The sequence below is a fragment of the Succiniclasticum sp. genome (assembly GCF_056977735.1).
This window is the reverse complement of record NZ_DBMCWA010000013.1, coordinates 50,528-66,422: the sequence shown is the minus strand read 5'-3', so window position 1 is coordinate 66,422 and position 15,895 is coordinate 50,528. Positions and strand designations below refer to the sequence as shown.

At 43.8% G+C, this 15,895-nt stretch carries 16 protein-coding genes; 5 read left to right on the top strand and 11 right to left on the bottom strand.

Translation table 11 applies throughout. The features are described 5' to 3' along the window. Nucleotides 1-7 precede the first annotated feature (7 nt). The 3 genes from ACZOWY_RS08600 to ACZOWY_RS08590 are packed head-to-tail and all read right to left on the bottom strand — an operon-like array spanning nucleotide 8 to nucleotide 3,175. Complete coding sequence (locus ACZOWY_RS08600) at nucleotides 8-1,042, bottom strand: FecCD family ABC transporter permease (protein ID WP_484395601.1); 1,035 nt, start codon at nucleotides 1,040-1,042, stop codon at nucleotides 8-10. A 26-nt stretch (nucleotides 1,043-1,068) separates the two neighbouring features. Further along, on the bottom strand, nucleotides 1,069-2,109 hold the full coding sequence (locus ACZOWY_RS08595) for an ABC transporter substrate-binding protein (protein ID WP_484395596.1): 1,041 nt from the start codon (nucleotides 2,107-2,109) through the stop codon (nucleotides 1,069-1,071). Between the two features lie 40 nt (nucleotides 2,110-2,149). Beyond that, on the bottom strand, nucleotides 2,150-3,175 hold the full coding sequence (locus tag ACZOWY_RS08590) for a radical SAM protein (RefSeq protein ID WP_484395591.1): 1,026 nt from the start codon (nucleotides 3,173-3,175) through the stop codon (nucleotides 2,150-2,152). Nucleotides 3,176-3,315: 140 nt separating this feature from the next. Between ACZOWY_RS08590 and ACZOWY_RS08585 the strand changes: the two genes are divergently transcribed. Then, on the top strand, nucleotides 3,316-4,257 hold the full coding sequence (locus ACZOWY_RS08585) for a MerR family transcriptional regulator (protein WP_484395586.1): 942 nt from the start codon (nucleotides 3,316-3,318) through the stop codon (nucleotides 4,255-4,257). Nucleotides 4,258-4,391: 134 nt separating this feature from the next. Here ACZOWY_RS08585 and ACZOWY_RS08580 read toward each other — a convergent pair whose 3' ends face one another. The 6 genes from ACZOWY_RS08580 to ACZOWY_RS08555 all read right to left on the bottom strand — a co-directional run bounded on the left by ACZOWY_RS08580 (nucleotide 4,392) and on the right by ACZOWY_RS08555 (nucleotide 11,155). Then, complete coding sequence (locus tag ACZOWY_RS08580; RefSeq protein WP_484395581.1) at nucleotides 4,392-4,706, bottom strand: hypothetical protein; 315 nt, start codon at nucleotides 4,704-4,706, stop codon at nucleotides 4,392-4,394. Between the two features lie 308 nt (nucleotides 4,707-5,014). Continuing rightward, nucleotides 5,015-5,692, bottom strand: coding sequence for an energy transducer TonB (locus tag ACZOWY_RS08575; RefSeq protein WP_484395579.1), 678 nt, complete (start codon nucleotides 5,690-5,692; stop codon nucleotides 5,015-5,017). Next, nucleotides 5,689-6,102, bottom strand: a complete 414-nt coding sequence (locus ACZOWY_RS08570) for an ExbD/TolR family protein (protein ID WP_484395577.1) — start codon at nucleotides 6,100-6,102, stop codon at nucleotides 5,689-5,691. The genes ACZOWY_RS08575 and ACZOWY_RS08570 overlap by 4 nt, the downstream gene beginning before the upstream one ends. Next, complete coding sequence (locus ACZOWY_RS08565) at nucleotides 6,099-6,737, bottom strand: MotA/TolQ/ExbB proton channel family protein (RefSeq protein ID WP_484395575.1); 639 nt, start codon at nucleotides 6,735-6,737, stop codon at nucleotides 6,099-6,101. Before ACZOWY_RS08565 ends, ACZOWY_RS08570 begins: the two co-directional genes overlap by 4 nt. Nucleotides 6,738-7,548: 811 nt before the next feature. Then, nucleotides 7,549-8,163 (bottom strand): histidine phosphatase family protein, encoded by a 615-nt coding sequence (locus ACZOWY_RS08560; RefSeq protein ID WP_484395570.1) that lies wholly within the window; start codon nucleotides 8,161-8,163, stop codon nucleotides 7,549-7,551. Nucleotides 8,164-8,251: 88 nt separating this feature from the next. Then, nucleotides 8,252-11,155 (bottom strand): type I restriction endonuclease subunit R, encoded by a 2,904-nt coding sequence (locus ACZOWY_RS08555; protein WP_484395565.1) that lies wholly within the window; start codon nucleotides 11,153-11,155, stop codon nucleotides 8,252-8,254. 291 nt (nucleotides 11,156-11,446) lie between these two features. Between ACZOWY_RS08555 and ACZOWY_RS08550 the strand changes: the two genes are divergently transcribed. The 4 genes from ACZOWY_RS08550 to ACZOWY_RS08535 all read left to right on the top strand — a co-directional run bounded on the left by ACZOWY_RS08550 (nucleotide 11,447) and on the right by ACZOWY_RS08535 (nucleotide 14,027). After that, nucleotides 11,447-12,535 (top strand): Fic family protein, encoded by a 1,089-nt coding sequence (locus ACZOWY_RS08550; RefSeq protein WP_484395560.1) that lies wholly within the window; start codon nucleotides 11,447-11,449, stop codon nucleotides 12,533-12,535. Nucleotides 12,536-12,754: 219 nt separating this feature from the next. Next, complete coding sequence (locus ACZOWY_RS08545) at nucleotides 12,755-13,423, top strand: DUF4417 domain-containing protein (protein ID WP_484395555.1); 669 nt, start codon at nucleotides 12,755-12,757, stop codon at nucleotides 13,421-13,423. After that, entirely contained in the window at nucleotides 13,423-13,833 is a 411-nt protein-coding gene (locus ACZOWY_RS08540) for a DUF6883 domain-containing protein (RefSeq protein ID WP_484395551.1), read from the top strand. The genes ACZOWY_RS08545 and ACZOWY_RS08540 overlap by 1 nt, the downstream gene beginning before the upstream one ends. Nucleotides 13,834-13,835: 2 nt before the next feature. Then, entirely contained in the window at nucleotides 13,836-14,027 is a 192-nt protein-coding gene (locus tag ACZOWY_RS08535) for a DUF4926 domain-containing protein (RefSeq protein ID WP_484395546.1), read from the top strand. A 256-nt stretch (nucleotides 14,028-14,283) separates the two neighbouring features. Here the strand turns inward: ACZOWY_RS08535 and ACZOWY_RS08530 are convergent, their stop codons facing one another. Together ACZOWY_RS08530 and ACZOWY_RS08525 are read right to left on the bottom strand one after the other, a co-directional pair. Then, nucleotides 14,284-15,417 (bottom strand): hypothetical protein, encoded by a 1,134-nt coding sequence (locus ACZOWY_RS08530; protein ID WP_484395541.1) that lies wholly within the window; start codon nucleotides 15,415-15,417, stop codon nucleotides 14,284-14,286. Then, nucleotides 15,407-15,811, bottom strand: a complete 405-nt coding sequence (locus tag ACZOWY_RS08525; RefSeq protein WP_484395538.1) for a hypothetical protein — start codon at nucleotides 15,809-15,811, stop codon at nucleotides 15,407-15,409. Before ACZOWY_RS08525 ends, ACZOWY_RS08530 begins: the two co-directional genes overlap by 11 nt. Nucleotides 15,812-15,895: the final 84 nt, after the last annotated feature.

Sequence of the window (15,895 nt, the reverse complement as noted above, 5' to 3'; positions counted from 1 at the left end):
TCCCAAATTACATTTTTTCTTTCTGCATCTTCCGCAGGAGGTATAAGAAATACGGAGTTCCAAGTAATGCAGTCATAATACCCACCCGTACCTCTGCCGGAGCCAGCACCACCCGACCCAGCGAATCACAGACCACCAGGAACATGGCACCTCCCAGCGCGCTGGCCGGGAGCAGCACACGGTGATCCGGCCCCAGCAGCATCCGCATCATATGCGGAATGACTAATCCTACAAAGCCGATGTTACCGCTTACACAAACCGAAGTTGCCGTTGTCATGGCCGACACCAGTAACAATCCCATACGAAAATACATGACCGGCATGCCTACCGCTCTGGCCTCCGTTTCGCCCAGCACCAGGATATTAAGATGTCTGGCAAGCAATAACATAATTACGATGCCAAACGCAATGGGGCCGATAGCCAGATAGACATGTTCCCAGCGGCGGTAATCCAGCCCGCCTACCATCCAGAAAAGATATTGCTGTAGTTTCTGTTCATTCATAAAAGTAAGGATGCCTGATGTAAGAGCTCCCAGAAGCATACCTACCGCTACGCCGGCCAGAAGCAACGTCATCACCGGGATCTTCCCGTTCCGCGCCGCCAGGAAAACCGTAAGCGCAACTGCACAGATACTGCCGCAAAACGCAAAGGCAGGCATGGTGAACATACTCTGCGTGGCAAAACCGGTAGCGATGGCCAGCACAGCCCCTGTCGCCGCGCCTGCGGAAATGCCGATGATGCCGGGATCCGCCAGCGGGTTGCTGAAAATCCCCTGCATGACAGCGCCGCACATACCCAATGCGCCGCCAACCAAAACGCCTACCAGCATACGGGGCATACGGATAAACCAAATCACTGCCAGCTGTTCCTGGGTAAAATCGTTTTCCCCAAAAAACGGCAGCCCCGTCTGATGACAGACTACGGCCAGCGTATTTTTTACCGGTACGGGAATCTGGCCAAAGGTCAGGGACACCGCTGTCACACAAAGCAGTATAATAACCAGTCCTACTAACGCCGCGCGTTTATTCTTAATCACGGTCAACCCCCTGAAAAATCTTCATCCCTTCATTATTCCTGATCCTGCGGTTTTCCCTCCGGGAACAGTTCCGGATATACGGCATAGGCAATGTTTTCCACCGCGTCTACAATATGATGACTTGCAACATACCGGTACCGGTCCGACACATAGACCATCCGGTTGTTCTTTACCGCCTTCACATTCCGGTACGCAGGGTCTTCTTTCAGTTCCCTGGCAAACCGTTCCGGTTCAGAATGCTTGTCATAATTCCAGGTCGGCAGCAAAAACATATCGGGATTCACCTGCACCACCTGTTCCTTGCTGATCTGCCCTTTGATCCCCAGCGGATGAACTGTCGCCGCGCCATTGATCACGTGTGCAAGACCCATCATGGAATCAAACAATTCCCCTTTTCGCCCCATAGGTCCGGTCATGGAAAACGCCACTGCCGTTCTCTTCTTGTCATCCGGAACCGCCTGCAGGCGTTTTTCTAAAGCCCGCATCCTCTCATCCATACGTTTAAGCAATGCTTCTGTCTTTTGCGGTTCACCTGCCGCCAGTCCAAGGTTACGCACTTTCTGTTTCATTTCCTGATAATTTTTCGGGCTCATGGCTACATAGACCGTAAGCCCCATACTCTCCAGTGTTCGTAATTCATCAGCCCCGGTGGAGGTTGATATGACCACCAGATCCGGATGCAGGGCAAAAATGGCTTCCGAATTGTTTTCAACTTTCCTGCCGACCCGCTTCACATCGTCCTCACTCAGGAAAGATATTTCCGGATCCCCGGCATGCCGGCTGTACGCCGCAATTCGTTCCGGTCCTGCCAGTGTTTTCAGTATCTCATCCGTGCCATAGGTAACGGAAACAATACGGCAGGGCTTTGTTTTGAAAACAAGCGTCCGACCCGTGTCATCTTTTGCAGAATAAGACTGGCCCGGATTTTCGCCTGCCGGTTTTACATTCAGACTGCTTGTCACTGCAGAATGCGTTTTATCCTCTGCAGGCGCATCCTGCTTACAACCGCACAGCATCGTAAACAGGAAAAGCACCATGAGGAACAGTATGATAAAACGCTTTTGATTCGTCAACCTGCATATATTAAATGTACGCATCGTCAAACACCTTAGTTCAGATATATTTTGCAAATGTCTGCTGCATGGCGCATTCCTCTTCTGCTTTGCCGCCACGTCCCAGCCAGCGGGTAAAACAGCCTCCCCCGCAAACAGAAAGATGTGCGCATGCAGCGCAGGCCTCCATCGCTTTGGCAATGAAATTCCCAACCTGTTTGGTTTTTTCCGGATCCATCCCATCCCATACGTTTCCCAGTAAAAAATCAGGATTTCCTACCAGGGAAGAACAGGCATAGATTTTTCCGTCAGAGGTTACATAGGCTTCTTCCCCGTGCATGGCATAACACTGGCCAAAAGAACAGGCCCTGCCTGAAACAATTTTACGTATCTTTTCAAGCTGGGAAAACCGGATAGTGATACCTGTTGCTTTTTCCAGCTGCTGTGCCAATGCATAACATTGTTCCATAGCCACGGTCACATCCTCCGGCGAAGCAGGATGGAGGGCAGTTCCCCGGCCCTGGCAGCGCAGTAAATCAAACCCGATCTGCCTGACGTTGCCAAGATAATACGCCATCTGGACAATGCCGGGAAGTGATTTAACGTTCGTATCCGTAACAACACAGGTCAGCCCAATCGGAACTTTTTTAGCCGCCAGCAGACGGATACCCCGGATTGTGGCCTCTGACGCACTGCTCCCGTCTTTCTTTTTACGCAGGGAATCATTGACCGGCGGACGGCCGTCCAAACTGACGCCGACAGCGATTTTATGCTGTTTCAGATAAGCTGCGGTCTCTTCCGTCATTAAGGACGCATTCGTCTGCAACTGAAGAATCGCTGCATATCGTTTGGCTTCCACATATTCTGTCACCGCCTGGATTGCAGGAAACGCAAGCAGGGGTTCTCCGCCCGTAAACTGCAGGATAAACGGTTGCCCGCTTTCCCCTGCCATATCCACGGCTTTTAACGCGGTATCCACCGGCATGCCTTTTTCCGGATGATATGCTGCATAGCAGTATTTACAGGCATAATTACAGTGACCGGTCAGACTCAATATTAAGTTGCGAATGACCGGTTTATCTTTCACTTTTTTCTCCTTGCATAAACATTTTGTTATAAATGATGTTTGCGTTTCTTTCCATCCTGTAAAATCTTGTGTTATAATAATGTTACGTAATTATATTAAACTATATAGTTATTGTATGGTCAAGATAAAAAGGAATTATTATGAATAATAAGTCAAAAGAAATGTCTTCCAAATACTTTACTGCAGGGGAATTAGCTTCTGTATTTGGGATTTCCAAACAAAGTCTTTTGTATTATGATAAAATCCATCTTCTCTCGCCAGACTTTATCAGCGAAAACGGTTACCGGCATTATTCCATTGACCAGTACCTTGATCTGGAAATCATTGTAAACCTTCGCTCCCTGGATATTCCCATCAATGATATTCAGGAATACCTGAAAAACAGAAGCCGGGAACACCTGGATGAAATATTCCGGAAAAAGGACCGCGTCTGCCAGGAAATAATCCGTGAGAATGAAAGGATCCGCAATTCCCTTGCCGCAATCGCAGTCAAACTGAATGATGAACGAAAAGAACTCCGCAACCAGGTTTTTATCCGTTCGTATCCTCCGCGCTATATCAGAATCAACCCGCTTACTGAAAAGGACACCGGGAAGGATCGTATTGTTTTGTTTGCGAAAGCAAGCCATAAAAATATACATAACCGCTGTCTGTTGGAAAAACAGCAGGGCTGGATTATTTCCGGGGAGGATTTTTTTTCCGGTCATTGCAGCAATATATCTATTGGTTTCTTTTTCTTCCTGAACGGACCCGTCAAGAACCATCACTTTGACGCTCCCGCTGCTGCCCCGGGCCATCCTGATGTCCTAAACGCCAATAAAAGCCAGACAGAAAACAGACAAAAGAAGTTTTTTATCCGTACGTTACCGGAAAGCCTGTATTGTGAAATGACTTTTGACGGAACATTTTACGACAAAGCGGATGAACTCAGTAAAAAAATCCGGCAACAGTTAGAAAAATATAAGCTGCAGCCGGTGGGAGATATCTTTGTTCTTCCTGTAAAGAATCACTGGTTTACCCGGGAGAATAAAGATTATGTGACAAAGCTCTTTTTGCAGGTTAATTCCGGAACATCCTCCTGAATCAAAAAAAACAAAACCTTTTACGAAAAACACAGAAACGTTTTTCGAAAAAGGTTTTTGTTTTTTTATTGCGTTTTGTTTACTTCTTCATGGAAATAATCAACAACCTGGGACTCTGCACCCCTATCCGGATATCAGTGTTTGCAGTGTCCGGATCCGGTACTCTTCAGTACTTTTTCAAATACTTCGTGGATTTCCGCATCGCTCTTACCTGCTTCTTTAGCTTTCATTGCATGGACCAGCGCGCTGCGATATTTCTTATGCGCTTCATCTTTCGGAATCTTATCCAGATCCGTTGCAGGATTAAAACTCATCACTTTTTTAAATACCGCATGGATCTCTTCGGAAGATTTGCCTGCTTTTTTGGCTGCTTCAGCATGTTTTTTAGCACTTTCATAACGTGCTTTTCCATGAGGATCAGCCGGAATTTCAAACTTCGGATGCGCCATATTAACTCCTCCTTGTAATCACTGAAAAAATATAATTTAAACTTCTCCTGCCTGAATTATTTCTTTCTCACTTAATATGCAGAAATCCCCTGTAACTTAACTGTACACTATATACAGGGTAAACTGTCAAGTACTGTTTGAAATGCAGGTATAAAGGCTCTTTAGCAGATACCCACCCTGTATACCTGCAATACAGTTAAGAATTCTTCTAAAAACAGTATACAGGGCTCTGCTGTCAGACAGGCCCTGTATATCTGGAATATGGTCAATATAATAATTTTTGGTTTTCTGCCAGACTTTTACAGGCATTACAGACGGAATGCAAAAGGCTGGTATGCATAACAACGGATCGGACGTCCATATCCGTCCAGCCCCGGTTTAAACCGAAAACCGCCGGCTGCGTTCAATGCCGCCTGATCCAGCGCGCCGTTTCCGCTGGACCTGGCCAGTACAACGGACTCCACGCCGCCGCTCTTTCCTACCAGGAAACGTACCACCGCTGTCCCGGTGATTCCGCCTTTACGGCACGATTCCGGATAGGACGGCATACGGGAACGAGTAACTCTCGGAGGCACAGCGGGAGCCTGGATCGCATCACTGGCAGGACCGATTCCGGGGCCTTTCCCGCCACTGGTTCCGGAGTTCGTACCGGATCCGGTACCTCCGGGAGCCGTATGTTTAGGTTGCGCTGCAGGTTTTTGCGTTGGCTGCTTCTTTTGCGGTATGGGTTTTTCCCGCTTTTCCACAATATCGTCTTCTTTTGGTTTGACGATTTCCTCTTCTATTTCCGGTTCGGGTTCTGGCTCCGGCGGGGTAATCTCAGGGGCTGCATCCCCGCCTCCATTGACCAGAGCCACATCGTAAATGGGTTCATCCGGTACGGAACGGAATGTCGTTAATGCGATAAGCCCGACCAGCCCGCAACACAGAATATGGAAGATGATGGAAAAAAGTACGCTCTTTTTTTCATCCTTATTTAAATTCATTTTTTAGCTTCCTTTTCTGTCGCCAGACCGACACGGGAAATTCCCGCCTTTTTAAACGAGTCCAGCAATCCAATGACGGCTTTATACTGTACATTCTCATCGGCCCGAATCACGACGGAAAACTTCTCATCCTTCTTCTGTTCTTCCCGTGCCCGGTTAACCAACTCGGATTTTCCGATGACTTTATCACCAAGCCAATATGCACCGTCATCTTTGATCGTAACTGTAAATTTAACCGTGCTTTGCGTAATCGTTTCTGTAGCCACCGGCAGCTTTACCGGAATGGTTTTCAGTTCGCTCATATACATGGCACTGACAATAAAAAATATCAGTAGAAGGAACATCATATCGATCATCGGGCTCAACATGATGTCCGGTGCTTTCCTGCCCCGTCTTTTTAATCTAATCATTCTTCAGTACCCGCCTGTTTATCCAGATTCTTTGCAATCGCTTCCAGTAAAGTGTTTGCTACTTCTTCTACATTTAAGGTAATAGCAGCAAGACGGCGGTTAAAATACGCGTACATGCAAATCGCAATAATAGATATACATAAGCCAAATACGGTGGTTATCAACGCTTCCCCGATACCGGCCGTTACAGCAAGCGGATTGTCCAGACGCTGGCTGAAGTTGTTAAAAGACCCGATCATACCTGTTACCGTACCAAGCAATCCCAATACAGGCGCCAGAGTAACGATCACATTCAGATAGTTCAGGCGGTTATCAAATTTATCCAAAGCTCTTTCAGCCCTTACGTTCACAAAATTTTCCAACCGTTCAAACCGGCCATGACGGGCCATCACGATTGTCGCAAGTTTTGCAATTTCGCCCTGGGTATTATCTGCCAGCGCTTTGGCGTCGATCCAGTTATCCTGCTCAACGTACTCACAGAATTTTTTGGTAAAATCCCGCCCGCTATCCGCTTTTCGGAAGAACAGGTATCGTTCAACAGAAATTGCAATAGCTGCAATAGAACATAATAACAGCGGATACATGACCGGTCCGCCCTTAACAAAGTAATCCAGGCCTGCTGCAAAAAAATTCATCTAAAATATGCCTCCCTATTCATTACACCATTTTAAAAACAATAGTTACTAATAAGGATTATAGCACATGCAAAAAACAATTACAAATAAAATCCGAAAATCACAGGCAAAAACACGAAGCCGGGTGTAAAAACGCCCGGTTTTGTTTTGCAAATCCGCATGACTACTGTGATTAGGCCCTACGCATTCATTAATATATATAAGCTGTCAACGGCCGTTTTATACAAAAATAAAACAACCATGCAAGTTCGAAAACCCGCATGGTTGCTACATTTCATTTGGTGGAGACGAGGGGGATCGAACCCCTGACCTCTTGAATGCCATTTTTAGACTCTACGAAAACTTTTGATAATGTTTACAATTTCTTGGTTTTTATGTATAAATATCTGTAAAAATGCGCAATAAATGTTACACCATTAACTGCTTACACAATGTTAAATTATGGTATTTTAAAAATAAGCTGTCAATAAGCTGTCAATTGCCAAACATAAAAAACGAGCTTGCGATTTCCCACAAACCCGCATATTTTCTTGGTGGACCTAGATGGATTCGAACCCCCGGCCTTTTGGTTCGTAGATTTTTCTTACCTTACAGAAGATTGAAAAATCCCTATTTTAGCGGGTTTATGCATTTCACAAATTTCATTTACAGCGTATATTTCGCCCATTTCGGGTAGAATTATCACAAAAACTATCACAAGACATACAACCGCGAATCATTAAAAGTTTGAATAACGGTCACCATTTTGGCACCACGATTCGTAGATAAAATGCGGTATTTTGATGCAAAACGTTTTTCTTTTTACAAGCCATTACATTTCAATCCCTTCAAGCCAGGCTATCTCGCAATTAGCTATAGTACTTTCGTTATGGAACAATCGCATCTTCACCACGCAATCAGCTTCTCTAAATTTTGCATTGTTCTGCTGCATCAATAGCGCCTTCATAAATTGTCCATGCGTGAAGATAACAATATTATTCGCATGCGATTCGTGCAATCTCTGTAATGTAACCCTAAGCCGGTCCATAAGATTACAAAAGCTTTCTGCATCCTTACCATCAACATATTCCGGGTTTGCCGCTTTCCAATAATCTTCTACTTTTGCTCTACGTTGGTAGATTGTCGTACCGGCACAAGCAATGGACGACAAGTAGGTAAACTCTCGTACTTCCGGCCATATTTCCACAATAGCTTGAGGATACTGTTCTATTGTGGGCCCCGCTGTCTGCCTGGCACGTAGGAACGGCGATGTGATTATCAGGTCAGGGCAGAATGGTATCTTCTCCGCCACTTCTTTTGCCTGTTCCTCGCCCTTTTCTGTCAAGGATATTTCTTTGGGGTCAGAAGTCGCCATCCCTGCGTTCGCAGTACTTTCTCCATGGCGGATCAGCAAGATATTCTTTATCTGTTCACTATTCTTTATCATTGTTATATCTTCACCCCAAAGTTCCCTTAATCTTGTGCGTTCTTTTCTTTTGCTTAACCACTTATCAGTCAAATATGCTTTGTAACAATTAATTAGTATTATTAATTATGTTATTACTAAATGCTTCATTTTCCTCAGCTACTTTGGATAATTCAGGGTTCGATGTATTATATCCGTTGCCTTGTCCTTTCCACAACCGTTCGTACAACACGCTTCCCACCGTTTCCATAACCTGCTTCATCATATCCGGGTCAGAGAACATGCGCACGAAGAAGTCGTCATTCTGCTCATAACGCTGGGCGGCCATGTTCGGAAAGTCCTTTTCAAACAGCAGCATGAACGTTTTCCGGTCATTGTTCTTCGCATAGCTCTGCCATTTATCCTGCGCAGCATAATCGTTTTCCATCTGCACCAGCACCTTGTCATCCACGTCTACTTTTTCCGTACCCGCTTTCGGTAACTGCATGGCAAGGAACTTCACATAGACGCTGAATTTATGAAGATTTTTATCAAACAAACGGCAGACCTGCGTAATAAAGGCGTAAATACGGTTAAACCGGGCCAAGGTGGACTTAAACAAATCTTTCTTTTCGGCTTTCAGCGCAACATAACGGTCAATGGCCGGGCGTATGGTGCCTTGCAACCTGCCAAGATCACCGGCGCTCTGCTCCTTGCCAGAATAAAAGATTTCAGCAAACTTATCTATCTCCGTCTGCTGGTAAACCCGGTATTCATCCAATGTGTTCTTCAAATCGTAAACCACATTGGGGTCTGTTTCTTCCTGCAGTACGGTTTCTTCGTAGTACGGCTCAAACGCTTCTTTGATTTCGTCAGCGGTGTTAACGAAATCCAATACAAATGTGTCTTGTTTGCCTCTTGCCGTACGGTTCAGCCGCGAAAGCGTCTGTACCGCTTTCACGCCGGACAGCTTTTTGTCCACGAACATCGTATGAAGCAACGGTTCATCAAAACCGGTCTGGTATTTTTCCGCCACAATCAATATCTGGTAATCATCTGAATGGAATGCTTCCGGCAGGGCTTTTTCGCTGATCCGTTCCCCGGTTTTTGTCTTGTTCATTCCTTCTTCAGTATAGTTCACCCCATAGTCCTTTATCTCACCGGAAAAAGCCACCAACACATCCAAATCCGTATAACCCTTTTCCTGTATCTGTCTCTTAAACTCCTGCACATATCGCACCGCGTGGAGCCGGGACGGTGTAACCACCATGGCCTTTGCCTTTCCTCCAATCTTTTTCATAGTGACGTTGCGGAAATGTTCCAGCATGACGGAAGTCTTCTGGGAAATATTATGGGGATGCAGGGTTTCGTATCTCCTTATAGCACGTACACCGGCAACCGTGTCCAGTTCCGGATCGTCCGGAATGTTCTTCACGATTTTATAATACATTTTGTAGGTCATGTAGTTCTTAAGGACATCCAGAATGAAATGTTCCTCTATTGCCTGACGCATAGAATATATATGGAAAGGATGATACGAGCCTTTTTCATCTTTCCAGCCAAACATATTTAACGTTTTATCTTTTGGTGTTGCCGTAAAAGCAAAGAAGGACAGGTTTTTATGGATACCCTGTGCGGCGAGTTCTTCCAACATACGGTCTTCATCGTCCTTACGGTTTGCTTCCTCCTCGCCTTCCATCTCCGCGTATTCTTTCAGGATTTCTTCTGTATCCGCCAACGCGCGTTTCAGTTTCTTTGCCGCGTCACCGGTCTGGGAAGAATGGGCTTCATCTATGATAACGGCAAACCGTTTGCTGCCGGAATTGACTTCCTTATATATTACAGGGAACTTCTGGAGTGTCGTGATGATAATGCCTGCGCCGTTTTCTATTGCCTGTTTAAGCTGTTGGGCATTTTTATCGACTTTGACCACAACTCCGTCCACATGGTCGAACTGATAGACCGTGTCCTGCAGCTGGCTGTCCAGCACACGGCGATCCGTTACGATAATGACAGACTGGAAAATCTTTTCATCATCAGCGTTATGCAGGCCGGTCAGACGGTGTGCCAGCCATGCTATGGAATTAGATTTGCCGGAGCCTGCGCTGTGCTGGACCAGGTAATTATGCCCGGAGCCATTTTCCTTGACATCAGCAAGCAGTTTAGTCACCACATCCAACTGATGATAACGCGGGAAAATCATGCGTTCAGATACAATATCCCCCGTATCCTTGTCTTTTTCCACTTCCAGATGCAAATATTTTTGCAGGATTTCCAACAGACTGTCTTTGCAGAGAACTTTCTTCCATAAATAATCCGTATCATAGCCGTCAGGATTTATGGGATTCCCGGCGCCGCCGACACGACCTGCGCCGTTGCTGCCCTGATTGAACGGAAGGAAATATGTCCGACTCCCCTCAAGGCGCGTTGTCATGTACACACGTGTCAGATCCACCGCAAAATGAACCAGCACACGTTCCTTAAATGCAAAAATGGTGTCTTTACTTGCCCTGTCAAATTTATATTGCTGGATAGCATTGGTTGTATTCTGCCCGGTAAACTGGCATTTCAGTTCCATAGAAACCACCGGGATACCGTTGACGAACAGCACAATATCAATACTGTTTTCGTTATGCACAGAATAGTGAAGTTGCCGGGTACAGTGCAGGATATTCGCATTATACTGCTCTATGGTGGTATCGTTCAGGCTGGTCTCCGGTTTCCAGAATACTGCTTTGAACGTGATGCCCCTGTCCGTAAATCCTTTACGCAGCACTTTGAGCAGGCCGACCATTTTTACCTCACGGCAGAACCGGTCTACGATCTGCTTTTCACTGTCAGCCCCGTAAATCCTCACATAGCGTTCCCATTTCTTAGGCTGGCTGGCTTTAAGGAAAGAAACAAAAGTGCCGGTATCCAAAGCCAGTTTACGGTCAAAGACAAAAGGATCGCCCTTCACATAACCGCCGTGGGTAGTAAGGAATTCTTCGATATCCTGTTCAAATCGTTTTTCCTTAACATCAAAATCTGTCATACTCTCACCTGCAGAACACCAATAATAAAATAGCCTGGCAAAATTATAAGTAGTTTATTATTTTATTTTATCACATTTTTTCCGATTTCGTGCATGAAAACAAACGTTAACACATCTTTTAGTCCTTTTAGTTGCGTCCATAATTGGGTTGTAACAGGGAAATCAAAGCTCTATAAAACCAATTATATTATTAAGCGGTTTTATCCCTTCGTTTTTCTTTCTATAGAACCAAAACACTTGACTTTTGGTTTTATAATGACTATAATTGCCTTGGAAAGGAGAGTTAGAACCATGAGTGAATCTTATAAGGCAAGTCATTTACCTCTTGATGATAAGGCTATAGACCAGTCTATTTTTTTTGAAGAGTTGATAGACGCTACCGCCAAACTTGAAGTGTATAAAGAAAAAATACAAGACAGCAAGTTAGACAGCTCCTGGTTCATGCCGACATTACAGCAGAAGGAAGCATTAGCTTCTTCGACGATGGAAGGAACGCAGGCAACACTGGACGGCGTATTAACCAATCAGATTGCGCAGAACGAGAAAGACAAAAATCTTAACGAAGTACATAATTATTATATAGCAACAAAAGAAGGATATGAGTCTCTGCGCAAACATGATTTTTCCGAAGACTTTTTCCTAGAAATGCATAAAACCTTAATGACCGGCAATGTGCGTAAGCCAAAAGTCATCGGGGCTTATCGAACAGAGCAGAATTATATAGGAAAGAATGATGCCACACATGCAATTACATTTGTACCGCCAGTGCCCGAAGACGTACCATCTTTAATGCAGAATTTAATCGATTACATGAATAATCCGGAGGATCATTACAGACCATTGGTGCGCACAGCAATCATACACGCCCAATTTGAAACAATCCATCCTTTTATGGATGGCAATGGACGGGTTGGCCGCATGCTGATACCAATGTACCTGTTCTCTGCCAAACAGATAGACCTTCCCTGCTTTTTCATCAGCGAAGCGCTGGAACGAGATAAAATGAAATATTATGGTTTGTTAAATGCCATCCGTTATGAAAAAGACTGGAATGAGTGGATTAAATTTTTTCTTTCAACTGTTACCATGCAGTGTGAGAAATATATTCAGATTATCAGCCGTATAAATGACCTGTATGAAAAGCACTTAGGCATTGCACGTCAACTTGCAAGATCTTCTAACGTAGTAGACGTGGTCAATGTATTATATAAATATCCAATCATTACCGGGAAACAAATTGCTGAAATAACACATATCCCTCAGACAAGCGTAAACAGGTATTTATCTATGTTCGTAGATAGTAAAATCTTGTACACGGACAATAAAAGCAGAAACCGTACATATTTTTACTACGATTTATTAGATATTTTAAGAGCCTGATTTAATAACAAAGAAAGGCGGTGATGCGATTGATTGAACAAAAATTAAAAGCCTCATAAATTGCTGCAACAATTTATGAGGCATGAGCTACCGGATGTTGCCATCCAGTAATGGTATATTTTATTATGGCACATCCGGAGAAAATAATCAATTCTTTTTTAAGGAGATTATCATGACAAAACGAATTATTACGATTAATTTCTCAGGAGGGCATAATAAATGTCTAAAATTAATAAAGACCGCAATGGTTGTAAAGATGTTTTTCGTTCGTACTTAGTAAAAGACGCTTCTTTTGACAACGAACTGGAAATCCCGTGTATTAAACGGGAGGAAAGTTTGCCAGACAGACTGATTCCTTTTTCAAAAGCTGTCGGCGGAACCGACTTTGATGCGTGGGTACATTTCTACGAGGATGATATCGCATTTGAACGGGTATGGAATAACCCGCAACGATATTTGCCAATCCTCCAACATTATAAAGGCGTGATTACACCGGATTTCAGTTTATATCGTGATATGCCTTTGGTTATGCAGCTGTGGAACATTTACCGGAGCCGTGCAATCGGTCATTGGCTACAAGTTCATGGTATTGCTGTAATTGTCAACGTCCGGTGGAGTGACGAACGCACCTACCGTTCATGTTGCGCCGGTGTCCCTAAACATTCCGTCATTGCTGTTGGTTCCCACGGCTGCGTCAAGCTTCTTCGTGAACAGGAATACTTTGTAAAAGGACTGGAATATGCAGTAAAGGAGCTTGAACCCCAAACGATTATTGTTTATGGCAGCGCTCCTGATACCATCTTTGGTAAATACAAGGATAACGGAATCACGGTTCTGCAATTTGACAGCGACTTCATGTCTACACACCGGAAGGCGGTGATCGCCTGATGGGAACCGGGTTTCATGGCGGTTTTGGTTCTACAACCGGTGCGCTAAAGCAAAAATCTCCAGTTAGTGCACTAAAAGATGTTAGATATAGCAAAAAGAAGACCGAAGGGTATCTATTGAACCCAGCGCACCCAACTGGTGCTTCAAAAGCTAAATTCATGCGCGAAGTTTTAGGTTATAAACAAAGCGATGCCAAAAAATTCCATAAAAATGTAATTTCTTCAATAATTGGTAAACAGCCTTCAAAAACAGAAGAAACCTCTTATGGGACGAAGTTAACTTTTCAAACAAAGCTAAAAGGTATTAACGGGAAACAGGTAAGCGCAAACATCGTTGTGGTTATTCAAAAAGACAAGGGCAGAAAAACTTTTAAAATCGTAACAGTTTATCCAGGTGAAAAGGAGAGCTAAAAATGAAAGAATTAGATGTGGTAAAGCTTAAGAAAGAGTTTAGCGGGCTTCCTTTAGGAACAAAAGGTACAATTGTATTGGAATATGACGGTACGCATTTCGAAGTTGAATATTTCGATGTTAATGGCGATACGATCGATGTTCTTACAACCCCTGCGGATGTTCTTGAACTTGTTGCCTCTTTCTCCAGTTAAATGATTACCAGTTAAAGAAATTCGTAAAAAGTAAATCGGCTGTGTAATACCATCCTGATGGTCAACACAGCCCCTTCTCGACCTTGTAAAAAGCTATGAGAAATTGAAAAAAGACTCCGTTTAAAAAATTAAGCCTGACGGACTTCCCCGTCAGGCTGGTCCTATGACCTCATATATACCCCAGATGCGTTTTCTTTGACCTATCTATTCTTTCCTCTTTTGAGGAAATGCCTCCGAAAGGTATTCTTTGACGCCATTATTCCTGTTTTCTACCTCCAAAAACGCCGCTGTTGCCATCTGCAGGGGCGTCCGGTTTCTTTGCTCTACGTGCTTTCATGTCACACCATTTTTTCGCTTCTTCTATCCCATGCTTTCCTGTTATATCTTTCCATTTGGAACGGGATACGTCTGTTCTTCCAAAACGCACTGTATATGTTTCCCCTCTGATTCTTTGGATAAGACCCGTATACCCATTAGGATAATCACAGCGCCAAATACCATTACCTTTTTCATTCCAAACGGAATCACCAATATCAGTTTCATATGATTCCTTACGATGAATTGCTTTTTGTTTCTTGGTTTTTTCCGTTATTTTTATCAAAGGAAGGGTTGAACTTGCTAACCTTTCGATATTATACGCGTCTAAATCACTTTTAACAAAAGGACTGTGTTCTTTTAAAGCTTTACGAATTTCACTCACAGGAATATGAAATGGATGTTCCTGCATCTTAAGGAACAGATCAACATCTCTTTCAGCGGCATAATTCCCTTCTTGCAAAGAAAGAGCAAGAGCAGATTTTTCAAAAACAGTATCCCTTCTCTGTTTTAAGACGCGGTTACAAATATGTTTTAATACATCGTTACATTCAGTTTTAGTTGCGTTTTCCTTCAGATACTTCCAATCAACCCTGTCATAGTTATCATAGATCAAAGCTATTGCCCATTCTTCATAAACCGGGGTTGCATCATCCCAAAACTTTGCTCCTCTGATGCGATCCAACAATATATCTTCTAACCCAATAATTTTCAACGTCCCAAACTCATTTTTTTGTATTAAGGCCCGGTCTTTACTACCCATGTATTCCGTAGATATAAATTCAACATATGCGTCTTCCAAGTAAAAATTTCGTCCTTGCCCAGAAAAACCCAGTTCGCGCATGATCTCTTCTTTTTGCGAGTTTTCCCGTACATGGAAATCCATATCTCCTGTCATATAATTACCAGCCGTATAAAACTCAACGGCGCTACCGCCAGTAAGAATAATATCAATACCTCTTTCAGAGAACGCTTCTGAAATCAGTGTGCCTAATTTGATGCGTTTGATGAGAGGGTCAGAAGAAGTATCTGATATGACCTTGCGAATTCTTTCTGCTCTTTCTTTATTGTTCAAATCTAATCCCCTCCTTCAGCATCAACGCTTCAATTTTTTTCTTTTTTTCCAACCCAGCTTCCAGCAAATACCTTTCCTTCTCTATATCTCGTAGACCGACAGGCCGTTTTGTCTTTGGCTTTATAGAATCCGGTTTCTCCCTTTGCTGTTTTCGTTTATATGCCACCCATTCTTCCCCTGTTACATCCTGCGGATAAATCGGTTCATCGCCTTCACGGCAAAAAACTCGAAAGACTTCACCAAGAACAACACTGGCAATGAATTCATTAAGGCTTACCCCTGAACATTCAGCTGCAATTTTCACCAGCTCTTTTTGCCCTTTCTGAATACGAAACGTTATCGAATCATAATTGTTCTTGTTATACTTTTCCTTTGCTCTTGTTGATGCGTTCATCTTAACATTCCCTCCAATCGTCGAAAAAACAAAATCTTCGTGGACTTATTATATACTGCATACAGTATATTGTAAAGCTGTTTT